This window comes from Pseudomonas sp. DTU12.3 (assembly GCF_004124275.1).
In the GTDB taxonomy this organism is placed as follows: Bacteria; Pseudomonadota; Gammaproteobacteria; order Pseudomonadales; family Pseudomonadaceae; genus Aquipseudomonas; species Aquipseudomonas helmanticensis.
Window position 1 is genome coordinate 5,760,796 of the sequence record NZ_CP027218.1, and the last position, 14,320, is coordinate 5,775,115.

The window sequence follows — 14,320 nt, forward strand, 5'->3', positions numbered from 1 at the left end:
TCGGATCTCCTTACAGCACTTCTGGGGCGAGCGAGACGATCTTCATGAACTTCTCAGTACGAAGTTCACGGGTCACTGGCCCAAAGATACGGGTGCCGATCGGCTCTTGCTTGTTGTTCAGAAGAACAGCAGCGTTGCCATCAAAGCGGATAATGGAGCCATCAGCACGACGTACGCCGTGACGAGTGCGGACTACAACAGCAGTCATCACTTGGCCTTTTTTCACTTTACCGCGAGGAATTGCTTCCTTCACGGTAACTTTGATGATGTCACCGATACCAGCGTAACGACGATGGGAGCCACCCAGCACCTTGATGCACATAACACGGCGAGCGCCGCTGTTATCGGCCACATCGAGCATGGATTGAGTCTGAATCATATAATTTCTCCGACCCCTAGTCCTTAGACTTCCACAGCGCGTTCGAGAACATCAACCAGCGCCCAAGACTTGGTCTTGGCCAAAGGACGAGTTTCACGAATAGTGACTTTGTCGCCGATGTGGCACTGATTGGTTTCGTCGTGCGCGTGCAGCTTAGTCGAACGCTTAACGTATTTACCGTAGATCGGGTGCTTAACGCGACGCTCGATCAGTACGGTGATGGTTTTGTCCATCTTGTCGCTGACAACACGGCCAGTCAGCGTACGGACAGTTTTTTCGGCTTCAGCCATGATTACTTACCTGCCTGCTGGTTGAGCACAGTCTTCACGCGAGCGATGTCACGCTTAACTTGCGAGAGCAGATGAGACTGCCCCAACTGGCCAGTTGCTTTCTGCATACGCAGATTGAACTGGTCGCGCAGCAAGCCGAGCAGTTGCTCGTTCAGCTGCTGTGCGGATTTTTCACGAAGTTCATTCGCTTTCATCACATCACCGTCCGTTTAACAAAGGCGGTGGCGAGCGGCAGCTTTGCAGCAGCCAGGGCAAAAGCCTCACGCGCCAGCTCTTCAGAAACACCCTCGATTTCATACAGGACTTTGCCTGGCTGAATCTGGGCAACCCAGTACTCCACACTACCCTTACCTTTACCCATACGAACTTCGAGGGGCTTTTTGGAAATAGGTTTGTCCGGGAATACACGGATCCAGATCTTGCCGCCACGTTTAACGTGACGGGTCAGTGCACGACGCGCTGACTCGATCTGACGAGCGGTGAGACGACCACGAGCTACAGACTTCAGCGCGAACTCGCCGAAGCTGACTTTGCTACCGCGCTGAGCCAGACCACGGTTGTGGCCTGTCATCTGCTTGCGGAACTTCGTACGCTTAGGTTGCAACATTTGGCGTACCCCTTACTTAGCAGCTTTTTTACGAGGCGCTGGTGCTTGTGGTTTCAGCTCTTCTTGGCGACCACCAATTACTTCGCCTTTGAAGATCCAAACCTTTACACCGATCACACCGTAAGTGGTGTGAGCTTCGTAGTTGGCATAGTCGATGTCGGCACGCAGGGTGTGCAATGGCACACGACCTTCGCGATACCATTCAGTACGTGCGATTTCAGCACCGCCGAGACGACCGCTCACTTGGATTTTGATGCCTTTGGCACCAATGCGCATGGCGTTCTGAACGGCGCGCTTCATAGCGCGACGGAACATTACACGACGCTCCAGCTGCTGAGCTACGCTCTGCGCAACCAGCATACCGTCGAGTTCCGGCTTGCGGATCTCTTCGATATTGATGTGCACAGGCACACCCATTTGCTTGGTCAGGTCCTGACGCAGTTTCTCAACATCTTCACCTTTCTTCCCGATAACGATACCTGGACGAGCGGTGTGGATGGTGATACGTGCAGTTTGGGCCGGACGATGGATATCGATACGGCTTACGGACGCGCTTTTTAGTTTGTCTTGGAGATACTCACGCACTTTCAGATCTGCGAACAAGTAGTCCGCATAAGTCCGACCGTCTGCGTACCAGACGGAGGTGTGCTCCTTGACGATTCCCAGGCGAATGCCAATGGGATGTACTTTCTGACCCATCTCTTCGACTCCGTTACTTGTCAGCAACCTTGACAGTGATATGGCAAGACCGCTTGACGATGCGATCAGCACGGCCTTTGGCACGTGGCATGATGCGCTTCAGCGAACGCCCTTCGTTGACGAAAACGGTGCTGACTTTAAGGTCATCAACGTCTGCGCCTTCGTTATGCTCGGCGTTGGCTACGGCCGACTCCAGCACTTTCTTCATGATCTCGGCGGCTTTCTTACTGCTGAAAGCCAACAAGTTGAGCGCTTCGCCCACCTTCTTCCCGCGGATCTGGTCGGCGACCAAGCGGGCTTTCTGGGCGGAGATTCGAGCGCCCGACAACTTAGCGGCTACTTCCATTTCCTAACCCCTTAACGCTTGGCTTTCTTGTCAGCCACGTGCCCACGATATGTGCGGGTACCGGCGAACTCGCCCAGTTTATGGCCGACCATGTCTTCGTTCACGAGAACTGGGACGTGCTGACGACCGTTATGTACGGCGATGGTCAGACCGACCATCTGTGGCAGGATCATCGAACGACGCGACCAAGTCTTAATTGGTTTGCGATCGTTCTTTTCCGCCGCCACTTCGATCTTCTTCAGTAGGTGAAGATCAATAAAAGGACCTTTTTTCAGAGAACGTGGCACTGTCGTATCCCTCTATTTACTTGCGACGACGGACGATCATTTTGTCGGTACGCTTATTACCACGAGTCTTCGCGCCCTTAGTCGGGAAGCCCCATGGCGATACCGGATGACGACCACCAGAGGTACGACCTTCACCACCACCATGCGGGTGGTCAACCGGGTTCATGGCAACACCACGAACGGTTGGGCGAACGCCACGCCAGCGTTTGGCACCAGCTTTACCCAGCGAACGCAGGCTGTGCTCGGAGTTCGAGACTTCGCCCAGGGTCGCACGGCATTCAGCCAGGACTTTACGCATTTCACCGGAACGCAGACGCAGGGTAACGTACACGCCTTCACGAGCGATCAGCTGAGCCGAAGCACCAGCGGAACGAGCGATCTGTGCGCCTTTACCTGGCTTCAGTTCGATGCCGTGTACGGTAGAACCGACTGGAATGTTGCGCAGTTGCAGAGCGTTGCCTGGCTTGATTGGAGCCAGAGCGCCTGCGATCAGCTGGTCGCCAGCACTCACGCCTTTAGGGGCGATGATGTAGCGGCGCTCGCCGTCTGCGTAGCAGAGCAGTGCGATGTGAGCAGTACGGTTTGGATCGTATTCAATACGCTCGACAGTGGCGACGATGCCATCTTTGTCGTTGCGACGGAAATCGACCATACGATAATGCTGCTTATGACCACCACCGATGTGACGCGTGGTAATACGGCCATTGTTGTTACGACCACCAGTCTTCGATTTTTTCTCGAGCAGCGGTGCGTGAGGAGCGCCTTTATGCAGCTCCTGGTTGACCACCTTGACCACAAAACGGCGGCCAGGGGAAGTCGGTTTGCATTTAACGATTGCCATGATGCACCCCTTCCTTACTCAGCACTGCTGCTGAAATCGAGATCTTGGCCTGGCTGAAGGGAGATAACTGCCTTCTTCCAGTCATTACGCTTGCCCAGACCGCGAGCTGTGCGCTTGCTCTTACCCAGAACGTTCAGGGTAGTAACACGCTCAACTTTCACGCTGAACAGGCTTTCGACGGCCTTCTTGATTTCCAGCTTGGTTGCGTCAGTAGCAACCTTGAAAACGAACTGGCCTTTCTTGTCTGCCAGAACCGTAGCCTTCTCGGAAACGTGCGGGCCAAGCAGAACTTTAAATACGCGTTCCTGGTTCATCCCAGCAGCTCCTCGAATTTCTTCACGGCCGACACGGTGATCAACACCTTGTCGTATGCGATCAGACTAACTGGATCGGAACCTTGAACGTCACGTACATCTACGTGCGGCAGGTTACGAGCAGCCAGGTACAGGTTCTGATCAACAGCGTCCGACACGATCAAAACGTCGGTCAGGCTCATGTTGTTCAGTTTGCCCAGCAGGTCTTTGGTTTTCGGAGTTTCAACAGCGAAATCCTGAACCACGACCAGACGATCAGTACGCACCAGCTCAGCAAGGATGGAACGCATTGCTGCGCGATACATCTTCTTGTTCAGCTTCTGGGAGTGATCTTGTGGACGAGCTGCGAAAGTGGTACCGCCGCCACGCCAGATTGGGCTACGGATAGTACCGGCACGAGCACGGCCAGTACCTTTCTGACGCCATGGGCGCTTGCCGCCACCACGAACGTCGGAACGGGTCTTTTGCTGCTTGGTACCTTGACGGCCGCCGGCCATGTAGGCCACGACTGCTTGGTGAACCAGCGTCTCATTGAACTCGCCGCCAAACGTCAGTTCGGAAACTTCGATCGCTTGAGCGTCATTTACATTTAATTGCATGTCAGCTTCCCCTTAACCGCGAGCCTTGGCTGCTGGACGTACAACCAGGTTGCCGCCAGTAGCGCCAGGAACAGCACCCTTGACCAACAACAGATTGCGTTCAGCGTCCACGCGCACTACTTCCAGGGACTGCACGGTCACGCGCTCAGCGCCCATATGACCGGACATTTTTTTGCCCTTGAATACACGACCAGGAGTCTGGCACTGGCCGATAGAGCCTGGGACGCGGTGGGATACGGAGTTACCGTGGGTGTTATCTTGCCCGCGGAAATTCCAACGCTTGATCGTACCCTGGAAGCCTTTACCCTTGGACTGACCGGTTACATCAACCAGTTGACCAGCGGCGAAGATTTCAGCGTTGATCAGATCGCCAGCCTGGTACTCGCCTTCTTCAAGACGGAATTCCATGGTGGTGCGACCAGCGGCAACGTTCGCCTTGGCGAAGTGGCCAGCCTGAGCTGCTGTTACACGCGAAGCACGACGCTCGCCGACAGTGACTTGCACTGCACGATAGCCATCGGTCTCTTCAGTTTTGAACTGGGTGACGCGATTCGGTTCGATCTCAATGACCGTGACCGGAATGGAGACACCTTCTTCGGTGAAAATACGGGTCATACCGCATTTACGACCGACTACACCAATAGTCATGTTGTAAACCTCATGAGTGTACGGGGCTTTCACCCGCTATGGCCGCCCATTTCAGAGCGTTACACGACTAAGACCGAGTCTTAGCCGAGGCTGATCTGCACTTCCACACCGGCCGCAAGATCAAGCTTCATAAGTGCATCAACGGTTTTATCCGTTGGCTGGACGATGTCCAGAACGCGCTTATGAGTGCGGATTTCGTACTGGTCGCGCGCGTCTTTGTTGACGTGCGGAGAAACCAGAACGGTGAACCGCTCTTTACGGGTAGGCAGTGGAATTGGACCACGCACTTGAGCACCAGTACGTTTCGCGGTTTCCACGATTTCCTGGGTTGATTGGTCGATCAGGCGATGGTCAAAAGCCTTCAACCTGATACGGATTTGCTGATTTTGCATTGGATTTCAGACTCCGGCTGCTATTCCCACCGAGCGCAATACGCCCGTTAAAAGGAGGCGCAATTCTATAGACGCCCCAGATAGGTGTCAACCCAATAAAAAAGCCCCCGCTGAGCGGGGGCTTTTTCAAATCATCAAGCAATCTCTATAAAAGAGAATTAAGCGATGATTTTGGCTACGACGCCAGCGCCGACGGTACGACCGCCTTCACGGATAGCGAAACGCAGACCGTCTTCCATTGCGATGGTTTTGATCAGGGTAACAGTCATCTGAATGTTGTCACCTGGCATTACCATTTCAACGCCTTCTGGCAGCTCGCAGTTACCAGTCACGTCAGTAGTACGGAAGTAGAACTGTGGACGGTAGCCTTTGAAGAACGGAGTGTGACGACCGCCTTCTTCTTTGCTCAGAACGTAAACTTCTGCGGTGAAAGTGGTGTGCGGCTTAACCGAACCCGGCTTAACCAGAACCTGACCACGTTCAACGTCGTCACGCTTGGTACCACGCAGCAGAACGCCGCAGTTCTCGCCAGCACGACCTTCGTCGAGCAGCTTGCGGAACATTTCAACACCGGTGCAAGTAGTAACGGTGGTGTCACGCAGACCAACGATTTCCAGCGGATCTTGAACGCGAACGATACCGCGCTCGATACGACCGGTCACAACAGTACCGCGACCCGAGATCGAGAATACGTCTTCGATTGGCATCAGGAACGGCTTGTCGGTGACACGAACTGGTTCTGGGATGTAGCTGTCCAGAGTCTCAACCAGCTTCTTGACGGCAGTGGTGCCCATCTCGTTGTCGTCTTTGCCTTCCAGAGCCATACGAGCCGAACCGATGATGATTGGAGTGTCATCGCCCGGGAAGTCGTAGGTGGACAGCAGGTCGCGAACTTCCATCTCGACCAGTTCCAGCAGCTCAGCGTCGTCTACCAGGTCAGCCTTGTTCAGGAAAACCACGATGTACGGAACGCCGACCTGACGGGACAGCAGGATGTGCTCACGGGTTTGTGGCATCGGACCATCAGCGGCCGAGCAAACCAGAATAGCGCCGTCCATTTGAGCAGCACCGGTGATCATGTTCTTCACATAGTCAGCGTGACCTGGGCAGTCAACGTGAGCGTAGTGACGGATCTTCGAGTTGTACTCAACGTGTGCGGTGTTGATGGTGATACCGCGAGCTTTCTCTTCCGGTGCGCTGTCGATCTTGTCGAAGTCAACGATTGCGGAACCGAAAACTTCGGAGCAAACGCGAGTCAGAGCAGCAGTCAGAGTGGTTTTACCGTGGTCAACGTGACCGATGGTGCCAACGTTGACGTGCGGTAGGGAACGATCAAATTTTTCTTTAGCCACGACAATTAACTCCTAGCCTAAAGGGGCTGAATCAGCCTTGTTTTTTGGTTACGGATTCGACGATGTGCGACGGAGCCGTATCGTATTTTTTGAATTCCATAGAGTAGCTTGCGCGACCCTGGGACATGGAACGAACGTCGGTCGCATAACCGAACATCTCACCCAGTGGAACCTCAGCACGGATAACCTTGCCGGACACTGTGTCTTCCATACCCTGGATCATGCCGCGACGACGGTTAAGGTCGCCCATCACATCACCCATATAGTCTTCAGGCGTAACAACCTCTACCGCCATGATCGGCTCGAGCAACTCACCACCGCCCTTCTGGGCCAGTTGCTTGGTCGCCATGGAAGCAGCCACTTTAAACGCCATCTCGTTAGAGTCGACGTCGTGGTAAGAACCATCGAACACGGTAGCCTTCAGGCCGATCAGCGGATAGCCGGCAACAACGCCGTTCTTCATCTGCTCTTCGATGCCCTTCTGGATAGCCGGGATGTATTCCTTAGGAACCACACCACCTACTACTTCGTTCACGAATTGCAGACCTTCCTGACCTTCGTCAGCAGGAGCAAAACGGATCCAGCAGTGGCCGAACTGACCACGACCGCCGGACTGACGAACGAACTTGCCTTCGATTTCGCAGTTCTTCGTGATGCGCTCACGATAGGAAACCTGAGGCTTGCCGATGTTGGCTTCGACGTTGAACTCACGGCGCATCCGGTCAACCAGGATGTCCAGGTGCAGCTCGCCCATGCCGGAGATGATCGTTTGACCAGTCTCTTCATCAGTTTTAACGCGGAAAGACGGGTCTTCCTGAGCAAGTTTGCCCAGAGCGATACCCATTTTTTCCTGGTCATCCTTGGTCTTTGGCTCTACGGCAACCGAAATAACCGGCTCCGGGAAGTCCATGCGAACCAGGATGATTGGCTTGTCAGCGTTGCAGAGGGTTTCACCAGTGGTGACGTCCTTCATGCCGATCAGGGCCGCGATGTCGCCAGCGCGTACTTCCTTGATCTCTTCACGGGCGTTTGCGTGCATTTGCACCATACGACCCACGCGCTCTTTTTTACCTTTAACCGAGTTGATCACGCCGTCGCCGGAGTTCAACACGCCCGAGTAAACACGGACGAAGGTCAAGGTACCCACGAATGGGTCGGTAGCGATCTTGAACGCCAGAGCCGAGAACGGCTCCGAATCGTCTGCATGACGCTCCAGCTCGATTTCCTCGTTATCCGGGTCAGTACCCTTGATAGCAGGAATGTCGGTTGGTGCAGGCAAGAAGTCGATAACGGCGTCGAGAACCAGGGGAACACCCTTGTTCTTGAAAGACGAACCGCAAACAGCCAGAACGATTTCGCCGGCGATAGTACGCTGACGCAAAGCAGCTTTGATCTCTACGATCGTCAGCTCTTCGCCTTCCAGGTACTTGTTCATCAGCTCTTCGTTGGCTTCGGCAGCAGCCTCAACCATGTTGTTGCGCCACTCTTCAGCCAGCTCTTGGAGCTCAGCAGGAATGTCCTTGCGAACAGGGACCATACCTTTATCAGAGTCGTTCCAGTAGACAGCTTGCATGTTGATCAGATCGATCTGACCCTGGAAGTTGTCTTCGGAACCGATGGCCAACTGAATTGGCACCGGAGTGTGACCCAGACGCTGTTTGATCTGAGCGATCACGCGCAGGAAGTTCGCACCAGCACGGTCCATCTTGTTTACGTAAACAAGACGTGGAACGCCGTATTTGTTGGCTTGACGCCATACGGTTTCCGACTGAGGCTCAACACCCGAAGTACCGCAGAACACAACCACAGCGCCGTCGAGTACGCGCAGGGAACGTTCAACTTCAATGGTGAAGTCAACGTGGCCCGGGGTATCGATTACGTTGAAGCGATGCTCGTCCTTGTACTGCTTCTCGGAACCTTTCCAGAAGGCGGTGATGGCAGCAGAAGTAATGGTAATACCACGCTCCTGCTCCTGCACCATCCAGTCTGTGGTCGCGGCGCCATCATGCACCTCGCCCATTTTGTGACTTTTGCCGGTGTAAAAAAGGACGCGCTCGGTGGTGGTGGTTTTACCAGCATCCACGTGAGCGACGATACCGATGTTACGGTAGCGACTAATCGGAGTAGTACGAGCCATAAAGCCCTCGCAAAATTAGTGAAGCTAAAATTAGAAGCGGTAGTGCGAGAAAGCTTTGTTGGCTTCAGCCATACGGTGCACGTCTTCACGCTTCTTAACAGCAGCACCTTTACCTTCAGCAGCATCCAGCAGTTCGCCAGCCAAACGCAGAGCCATAGACTTCTCGCCACGCTTACGTGCGAAGTCTACCAACCAGCGCATTGCCAGAGCGTTACGACGGGAAGGACGAACCTCGACCGGAACCTGGTAAGTAGCACCACCAACGCGGCGCGACTTCACTTCGACCAGCGGAGCGATGGCGTCGAGTGCTTTTTCGAAGAGTTCCAGGGGATCGGTGCCAGCCTTACGGGTCGCAACGGTTTCCAGGGCACCATAAACGATACGCTCGGCAACGGCTTTCTTGCCGCTTTCCATAACGTGGTTCATGAATTTGGCGAGGATCTGGCTTCCGTATTTCGGATCGTCCAGAATCTCACGCTTTGCTGCTACGCGACGTCTTGGCATGATAAGCCCTCAAGCGGTCTTCAGGTTAGCTCGGGACAGATCCAATGGATGCGTGCCCGACCTTACTCTTATCGACTCAATAAAATGAAAATCTGCAAAACGGCCGATTACTTCGGACGCTTGGTACCGTACTTCGAACGACCCTGGTTACGACCTTTAACGCCGGAAGTATCCAAAGAACCGCGAACGGTGTGGTAACGAACACCTGGCAAGTCTTTTACACGACCGCCGCGGATCAGTACCACGCTGTGCTCTTGCAGGTTGTGACCTTCACCACCGATGTACGAAGAAACTTCGAAACCGTTGGTCAGGCGCACACGGCATACTTTACGCAGTGCCGAGTTAGGTTTTTTCGGCGTAGTGGTGTACACACGGGTGCACACGCCACGACGTTGCGGGCAGTTCTGCAGCGCAGGTACGTCGGATTTCTCGACGATACGCTTACGCGGCTGACGTACCAGCTGGTTGATAGTTGCCATCTACTAGCTCCACTGTTGTCTTGCGACGCTATTGTCTTGCAAGAAAAGCAAAATGGCAGGAACGAATTCCCGCCAAATTTAGGGGATCAAGAGTCTAAAGAGGATCTTGTCCCCAGTCAAGGCAAGGCCCCGACCTCCCCGCCCCTCGAACCTCGACAAAATGTCTCGATTCGACGAACGGGGTGATCAGGGCCTTACGCTCATTTATCGCAGAACTCAGTTACCGCTCGAGTTCAGCGCTTCGGTCAGTGCAGCTTCCACTTCACTGGCGCTTACGCGCAACGGCTTGTCTGCTTCACGGCGACGCTTGCGCTCGCTGTGATATGCCAGGCCGGTACCTGCCGGGATCAGACGACCCACGACAACGTTTTCTTTCAGGCCGCGCAGGTAATCGCGCTTGCCGGTGACTGCCGCTTCGGTCAGTACGCGGGTGGTTTCCTGGAAGGAAGCCGCCGAGATGAACGATTCGGTGGACAACGACGCCTTGGTGATACCCAGCAGAACGCGAGTGTATTTGGAGACGAACTTGTCTTCGCCGCCCAGACGCTCGTTCTCTACCAGTACGTGAGTCAGTTCCATCTGGTCGCCCTTGATGAAACTGGAATCGCCGGATTCAGCGATTTCAACTTTACGCAGCATCTGACGCAGGATGGTCTCGATGTGCTTGTCGTTGATCTTCACGCCTTGCAGACGGTAAACGTCCTGGATCTCGTTCACGATGTACTTGGCCAGCGCGCTCACACCCAACAGACGCAGGATGTCGTGCGGATCGCTTGGGCCGTCGGAGATAACTTCGCCGCGGTTTACCTGTTCGCCTTCGAAGACGTTCAGGTGACGCCACTTCGGAATCAGCTCTTCGTACGGATCGGTACCGTCGTTCGGGGTAATAACCAGACGGCGCTTGCCTTTGGTTTCCTTACCGAACGCGATGGTGCCGCTGACTTCAGCCAGAATCGACGCTTCTTTCGGACGACGAGCTTCGAACAAGTCGGCAACACGCGGCAGACCACCGGTGATGTCGCGGGTCTTCGAAGTTTCTTGCGGGATACGCGCGATAACATCACCGATCGCGATCTTCGCACCGTCCGCTACACCGACCAGAGCGTTGGCTGGCAGGAAGTACTGAGCGATAACGTCAGTGCCTGGCAGCAACAGATCCTTGCCGTTGTCGTCGACCATCTTCACTGCTGGACGGATTTCTTTGCCCGCAGCTGGACGATCTTTCGCGTCGAGGACTTCAATGTTGGTCATACCGGTCAATTCGTCAGTCTGACGCTTGATCGTGATGCCTTCTTCCATGCCCACGTAGGTCACGGTACCTTTCATTTCGGTAACGATTGGGTGAGTGTGCGGATCCCACTTGGCCACGATTGCGCCAGCGTCGACCTTGTCACCTTCTTTAACCGAAATCACAGCACCGTACGGCAGCTTGTAACGCTCACGCTCACGACCGAAGTCATCAGCGATGGCCAGCTCACCGGAACGGGACACAGCAACCAGGTGACCATCCACTCGCTCAACATGCTTCAAATTGTGCAGACGGACGGTACCGCCATTCTTCACCTGAACGCTGTCGGCTGCGGAAGTACGGCTTGCCGCACCACCGATGTGGAACGTACGCATCGTCAGCTGGGTACCCGGCTCACCGATGGACTGGGCAGCGATAACGCCGACCGCTTCACCGATGTTCACCTGGTGACCACGAGCCAAGTCACGGCCGTAGCACTTGGCGCAAATGCCATAGCGGGTTTCGCAGCTGATCGGCGAACGCACGATCACTTCGTCGATGCTGTTCAGCTCGATGAATTCAACCCACTTCTCGTCGACCAGAGTACCGGCCGGAACGATAACGTCCTCGGTGCCTGGCTTGAATACGTCACGGGCAATAACACGACCCAATACGCGCTCACCCAACGGCTCTACAACGTCACCGCCTTCAATGTGCGGAGTCATCAGCAGACCGTGTTCGGTGCCGCAATCGATCTCGGTTACAACCAGATCCTGCGCCACGTCTACCAGACGACGAGTCAGGTAACCGGAGTTCGCAGTTTTCAACGCGGTATCCGCCAGACCTTTACGAGCACCGTGAGTGGAGATGAAGTACTGAAGTACGCTCAAACCTTCACGGAAGTTCGCAGTAATCGGCGTCTCAATGATGGAACCGTCCGGCTTGGCCATCAGACCACGCATACCGGCCAGCTGACGAATCTGTGCTGCGGAACCCCGCGCACCCGAGTCAGCCATCATGTACATCGAGTTGAAAGACTCTTGATCGACTTCAACGCCGTGACGGTCGATAACCTTCTCTTTCGAGAGGTTGGCCATCATTGCCTTGGAAACTTCGTCGTTCGCTTTCGACCAAAGGTCGATCACTTTGTTGTACTTCTCGCCCTGGGTTACCAGGCCGGAGGCGTACTGGCTCTCGATCTCTTTCACTTCGTCGGTGGCGGCACCGATGATGCGGGCTTTCTCGTCCGGGATAACGAAGTCGTTAACACCGATGGAAACGCCGGAGATGGTCGAGTAAGCGAAACCGGTGTACATCAACTGGTCAGCGAAGATCACGGTCTCTTTCAAACCAACCACGCGGTAGCACTGGTTGATCAGCTTGGAGATCGCCTTTTTCTTCATCGGCAGGTTGACGACGTCGTACGACAGACCTTTTGGCACAACCTGGAACAGCAGCGCACGGCCGACAGTGGTGTCGACGATACGGGTACCGCTCACGCTGTTGCCGTCACGGTCGTTGACGGTTTCGTTGATACGTACTTTAACCTTGGCGTGCAGTGCGGCTTCGCCGGCACGGAACACACGGTCAACTTCCTGCAGATCCGCGAACACACGACCTTCGCCTTTGGCGTTGATCGCTTCACGAGTCATGTAGTACAGACCCAATACAACGTCCTGCGACGGAACGATGATTGGCTCACCGTTGGCTGGCGACAGAATGTTGTTGGTCGACATCATCAACGCACGCGCTTCCAACTGGGCTTCCAGTGTCAGCGGTACGTGCACGGCCATTTGGTCGCCGTCGAAGTCGGCGTTGTACGCGGCGCAGACCAGAGGGTGCAGCTGGATAGCCTTACCTTCGATCAGTACCGGTTCAAACGCCTGGATACCCAGACGGTGAAGGGTCGGTGCACGGTTGAGAAGAACCGGGTGTTCGCGAATCACTTCAGCGAGAACGTCCCAAACCTCTGGCAGTTCGCGCTCCACCATTTTCTTGGCCGCTTTGATGGTGGTCGCGAGACCACGCATTTCGAGCTTGCCGAAAATGAACGGTTTGAACAGCTCGAGAGCCATCTTCTTCGGCAGACCGCACTGGTGCAGACGCAGGGTCGGGCCTACGGTAATTACCGAACGACCGGAGTAGTCAACACGCTTACCGAGCAAGTTCTGACGGAAACGACCTTGCTTACCCTTGATCATGTCAGCCAGGGATTTCAGAGGACGCTTGTTCGAACCAGTGATAGCGCGGCCACGACGACCGTTGTCGAGCAGAGCATCGACAGCTTCCTGCAACATACGCTTTTCGTTGCGCACGATGATGTCCGGAGCGGACAGATCCAGCAGGCGCTTCAAACGGTTGTTACGGTTGATCACTCGACGATACAGATCGTTGAGGTCGGAAGTCGCGAAACGACCGCCATCCAGCGGGACCAGTGGACGCAGATCTGGCGGCAGAACCGGCAGAACGGTCAGCACCATCCACTCTGGCAGGTTGCCGGAACCCTGGAAGGCTTCCATCAACTTCAGACGCTTGGACAGCTTCTTGATCTTGGTTTCGGAGTTGGTTTGCGGAATTTCTTCACGCAGACGGCCAATCTCGTGCTCCAGGTCGATAGCGTGCAGCAGTTCACGGACAGCTTCAGCACCCATGCGGGCATCGAAATCGTCGCCGAACTCTTCCAGCGCTTCGAAGTACTGCTCGTCGTTGAGCAACTGACCTTTTTCAAGGGTGGTCATGCCTGGATCGATAACGACATAGCTCTCGAAGTAGAGAACGCGTTCGATATCACGCAGGGTCATGTCCATCAGCAAACCGATACGCGACGGCAGCGATTTCAGGAACCAGATGTGGGCAACTGGCGAGGCCAGTTCGATGTGCGCCATGCGCTCACGACGAACTTTAGCCAGCGCGACTTCAACGCCGCACTTCTCGCAGATCACACCACGGTGCTTCAAGCGCTTGTACTTACCGCACAGGCACTCGTAATCCTTTACCGGGCCAAAGATCTTGGCGCAGAACAGGCCATCACGTTCAGGTTTGAACGTACGGTAGTTGATGGTTTCCGGCTTTTTAACTTCACCGAACGACCACGAACGGATCATCTCAGGCGACGCCAATCCAATACGGATTGCGTCGAACTCTTCGACTTGACCCTGGTTTTTCAGCAAATTCAGTAGGTCTTTCAAGGCCTTTCCTCCTGGCGGAGCAGAGAGCGG

At 54.8% G+C, this 14,320-nt stretch carries 17 protein-coding genes; all 17 read right to left on the reverse strand.

Going from position 1 to position 14,320, the window contains the following annotated elements:
- Window positions 1-10 precede the first annotated feature (10 nt).
- On the reverse strand, window positions 11-379 hold the full coding sequence (gene rplN / locus C2E19_RS26540; RefSeq protein ID WP_002555479.1) for a 50S ribosomal protein L14: 369 nt from the start codon (window positions 377-379) through the stop codon (window positions 11-13).
- Between the two features lie 23 nt (window positions 380-402).
- Complete coding sequence (gene rpsQ, locus C2E19_RS26545; RefSeq protein ID WP_003176419.1) at window positions 403-669, reverse strand: 30S ribosomal protein S17; 267 nt, start codon at window positions 667-669, stop codon at window positions 403-405.
- 2 nt (window positions 670-671) lie between these two features.
- Window positions 672-863 carry a 50S ribosomal protein L29 gene (rpmC, locus tag C2E19_RS26550; RefSeq protein WP_002555481.1) on the reverse strand — a complete coding sequence of 64 codons (192 nt, stop codon included), beginning with the start codon at window positions 861-863 and terminating at the stop codon, window positions 672-674.
- Entirely contained in the window at window positions 863-1,276 is a 414-nt protein-coding gene (rplP, locus tag C2E19_RS26555; protein ID WP_007896757.1) for a 50S ribosomal protein L16, read from the reverse strand. Before rplP ends, rpmC begins: the two co-directional genes overlap by 1 nt.
- Before the next feature lie 12 nt (window positions 1,277-1,288).
- On the reverse strand, window positions 1,289-1,975 hold the full coding sequence (rpsC, locus tag C2E19_RS26560; protein WP_003176422.1) for a 30S ribosomal protein S3: 687 nt from the start codon (window positions 1,973-1,975) through the stop codon (window positions 1,289-1,291).
- Between the two features lie 13 nt (window positions 1,976-1,988).
- The gene (gene rplV / locus C2E19_RS26565; protein ID WP_003103908.1) at window positions 1,989-2,321 is read right to left on the reverse strand and encodes a 50S ribosomal protein L22; all 333 of its coding nucleotides are present in this window, start codon (window positions 2,319-2,321) and stop codon (window positions 1,989-1,991) included.
- 11 nt (window positions 2,322-2,332) lie between these two features.
- Complete coding sequence (rpsS, locus tag C2E19_RS26570; RefSeq protein WP_003228731.1) at window positions 2,333-2,608, reverse strand: 30S ribosomal protein S19; 276 nt, start codon at window positions 2,606-2,608, stop codon at window positions 2,333-2,335.
- Between the two features lie 16 nt (window positions 2,609-2,624).
- Window positions 2,625-3,449, reverse strand: coding sequence for a 50S ribosomal protein L2 (gene rplB, locus C2E19_RS26575; RefSeq protein WP_003228734.1), 825 nt, complete (start codon window positions 3,447-3,449; stop codon window positions 2,625-2,627).
- A 14-nt stretch (window positions 3,450-3,463) separates the two neighbouring features.
- A complete protein-coding gene (rplW, locus tag C2E19_RS26580) occupies window positions 3,464-3,763 on the reverse strand; it encodes a 50S ribosomal protein L23 (RefSeq protein ID WP_002555488.1) in 300 nt (99 codons plus the stop codon).
- Window positions 3,760-4,362, reverse strand: coding sequence for a 50S ribosomal protein L4 (gene rplD / locus C2E19_RS26585; protein WP_007918468.1), 603 nt, complete (start codon window positions 4,360-4,362; stop codon window positions 3,760-3,762). Before rplD ends, rplW begins: the two co-directional genes overlap by 4 nt.
- 12 nt (window positions 4,363-4,374) lie before the next feature.
- The gene (gene rplC / locus C2E19_RS26590; protein WP_003228738.1) at window positions 4,375-5,010 is read right to left on the reverse strand and encodes a 50S ribosomal protein L3; all 636 of its coding nucleotides are present in this window, start codon (window positions 5,008-5,010) and stop codon (window positions 4,375-4,377) included.
- Window positions 5,011-5,090: 80 nt separating this feature from the next.
- Complete coding sequence (gene rpsJ / locus C2E19_RS26595) at window positions 5,091-5,402, reverse strand: 30S ribosomal protein S10 (protein WP_003186070.1); 312 nt, start codon at window positions 5,400-5,402, stop codon at window positions 5,091-5,093.
- Window positions 5,403-5,560: 158 nt separating this feature from the next.
- On the reverse strand, window positions 5,561-6,754 hold the full coding sequence (gene tuf / locus C2E19_RS26600) for an elongation factor Tu (RefSeq protein WP_007918472.1): 1,194 nt from the start codon (window positions 6,752-6,754) through the stop codon (window positions 5,561-5,563).
- A gap of 31 nt (window positions 6,755-6,785) precedes the next feature.
- Window positions 6,786-8,891, reverse strand: coding sequence for an elongation factor G (fusA, locus tag C2E19_RS26605; RefSeq protein ID WP_129395732.1), 2,106 nt, complete (start codon window positions 8,889-8,891; stop codon window positions 6,786-6,788).
- Window positions 8,892-8,921: 30 nt separating this feature from the next.
- Window positions 8,922-9,395, reverse strand: a complete 474-nt coding sequence (gene rpsG / locus C2E19_RS26610; protein WP_007916467.1) for a 30S ribosomal protein S7 — start codon at window positions 9,393-9,395, stop codon at window positions 8,922-8,924.
- A 107-nt stretch (window positions 9,396-9,502) separates the two neighbouring features.
- Window positions 9,503-9,874, reverse strand: coding sequence for a 30S ribosomal protein S12 (gene rpsL / locus C2E19_RS26615; protein ID WP_003186084.1), 372 nt, complete (start codon window positions 9,872-9,874; stop codon window positions 9,503-9,505).
- A gap of 216 nt (window positions 9,875-10,090) precedes the next feature.
- Window positions 10,091-14,290 (reverse strand): DNA-directed RNA polymerase subunit beta', encoded by a 4,200-nt coding sequence (gene rpoC / locus C2E19_RS26620; protein WP_007916472.1) that lies wholly within the window; start codon window positions 14,288-14,290, stop codon window positions 10,091-10,093.
- Window positions 14,291-14,320: the final 30 nt, after the last annotated feature.

What these genes read in the sequence shown, in the direction of transcription:
- rplN (WP_002555479.1), bottom strand. Translation starts at nt 379, where the DNA reads ATGATTCAGACTCAATCCATGCTCGATGTGGCCGATAACAGCGGCGCT.
- rpsQ (WP_003176419.1), bottom strand. Translation starts at nt 669, where the DNA reads ATGGCTGAAGCCGAAAAAACTGTCCGTACGCTGACTGGCCGTGTTGTC.
- rpmC (WP_002555481.1), bottom strand. Translation starts at nt 863, where the DNA reads ATGAAAGCGAATGAACTTCGTGAAAAATCCGCACAGCAGCTGAACGAG.
- rplP (WP_007896757.1), bottom strand. Translation starts at nt 1,276, where the DNA reads ATGTTGCAACCTAAGCGTACGAAGTTCCGCAAGCAGATGACAGGCCAC.
- rpsC (WP_003176422.1), bottom strand. Translation starts at nt 1,975, where the DNA reads ATGGGTCAGAAAGTACATCCCATTGGCATTCGCCTGGGAATCGTCAAG.
- rplV (WP_003103908.1), bottom strand. Translation starts at nt 2,321, where the DNA reads ATGGAAGTAGCCGCTAAGTTGTCGGGCGCTCGAATCTCCGCCCAGAAA.
- rplB (WP_003228734.1), bottom strand. Translation starts at nt 3,449, where the DNA reads ATGGCAATCGTTAAATGCAAACCGACTTCCCCTGGCCGCCGTTTTGTG.
- rplW (WP_002555488.1), bottom strand. Translation starts at nt 3,763, where the DNA reads ATGAACCAGGAACGCGTATTTAAAGTTCTGCTTGGCCCGCACGTTTCC.
- rplD (WP_007918468.1), bottom strand. Translation starts at nt 4,362, where the DNA reads ATGCAATTAAATGTAAATGACGCTCAAGCGATCGAAGTTTCCGAACTG.
- rplC (WP_003228738.1), bottom strand. Translation starts at nt 5,010, where the DNA reads ATGACTATTGGTGTAGTCGGTCGTAAATGCGGTATGACCCGTATTTTC.
- rpsJ (WP_003186070.1), bottom strand. Translation starts at nt 5,402, where the DNA reads ATGCAAAATCAGCAAATCCGTATCAGGTTGAAGGCTTTTGACCATCGC.
- fusA (WP_129395732.1), bottom strand. Translation starts at nt 8,891, where the DNA reads ATGGCTCGTACTACTCCGATTAGTCGCTACCGTAACATCGGTATCGTC.
- rpsG (WP_007916467.1), bottom strand. Translation starts at nt 9,395, where the DNA reads ATGCCAAGACGTCGCGTAGCAGCAAAGCGTGAGATTCTGGACGATCCG.
- rpsL (WP_003186084.1), bottom strand. Translation starts at nt 9,874, where the DNA reads ATGGCAACTATCAACCAGCTGGTACGTCAGCCGCGTAAGCGTATCGTC.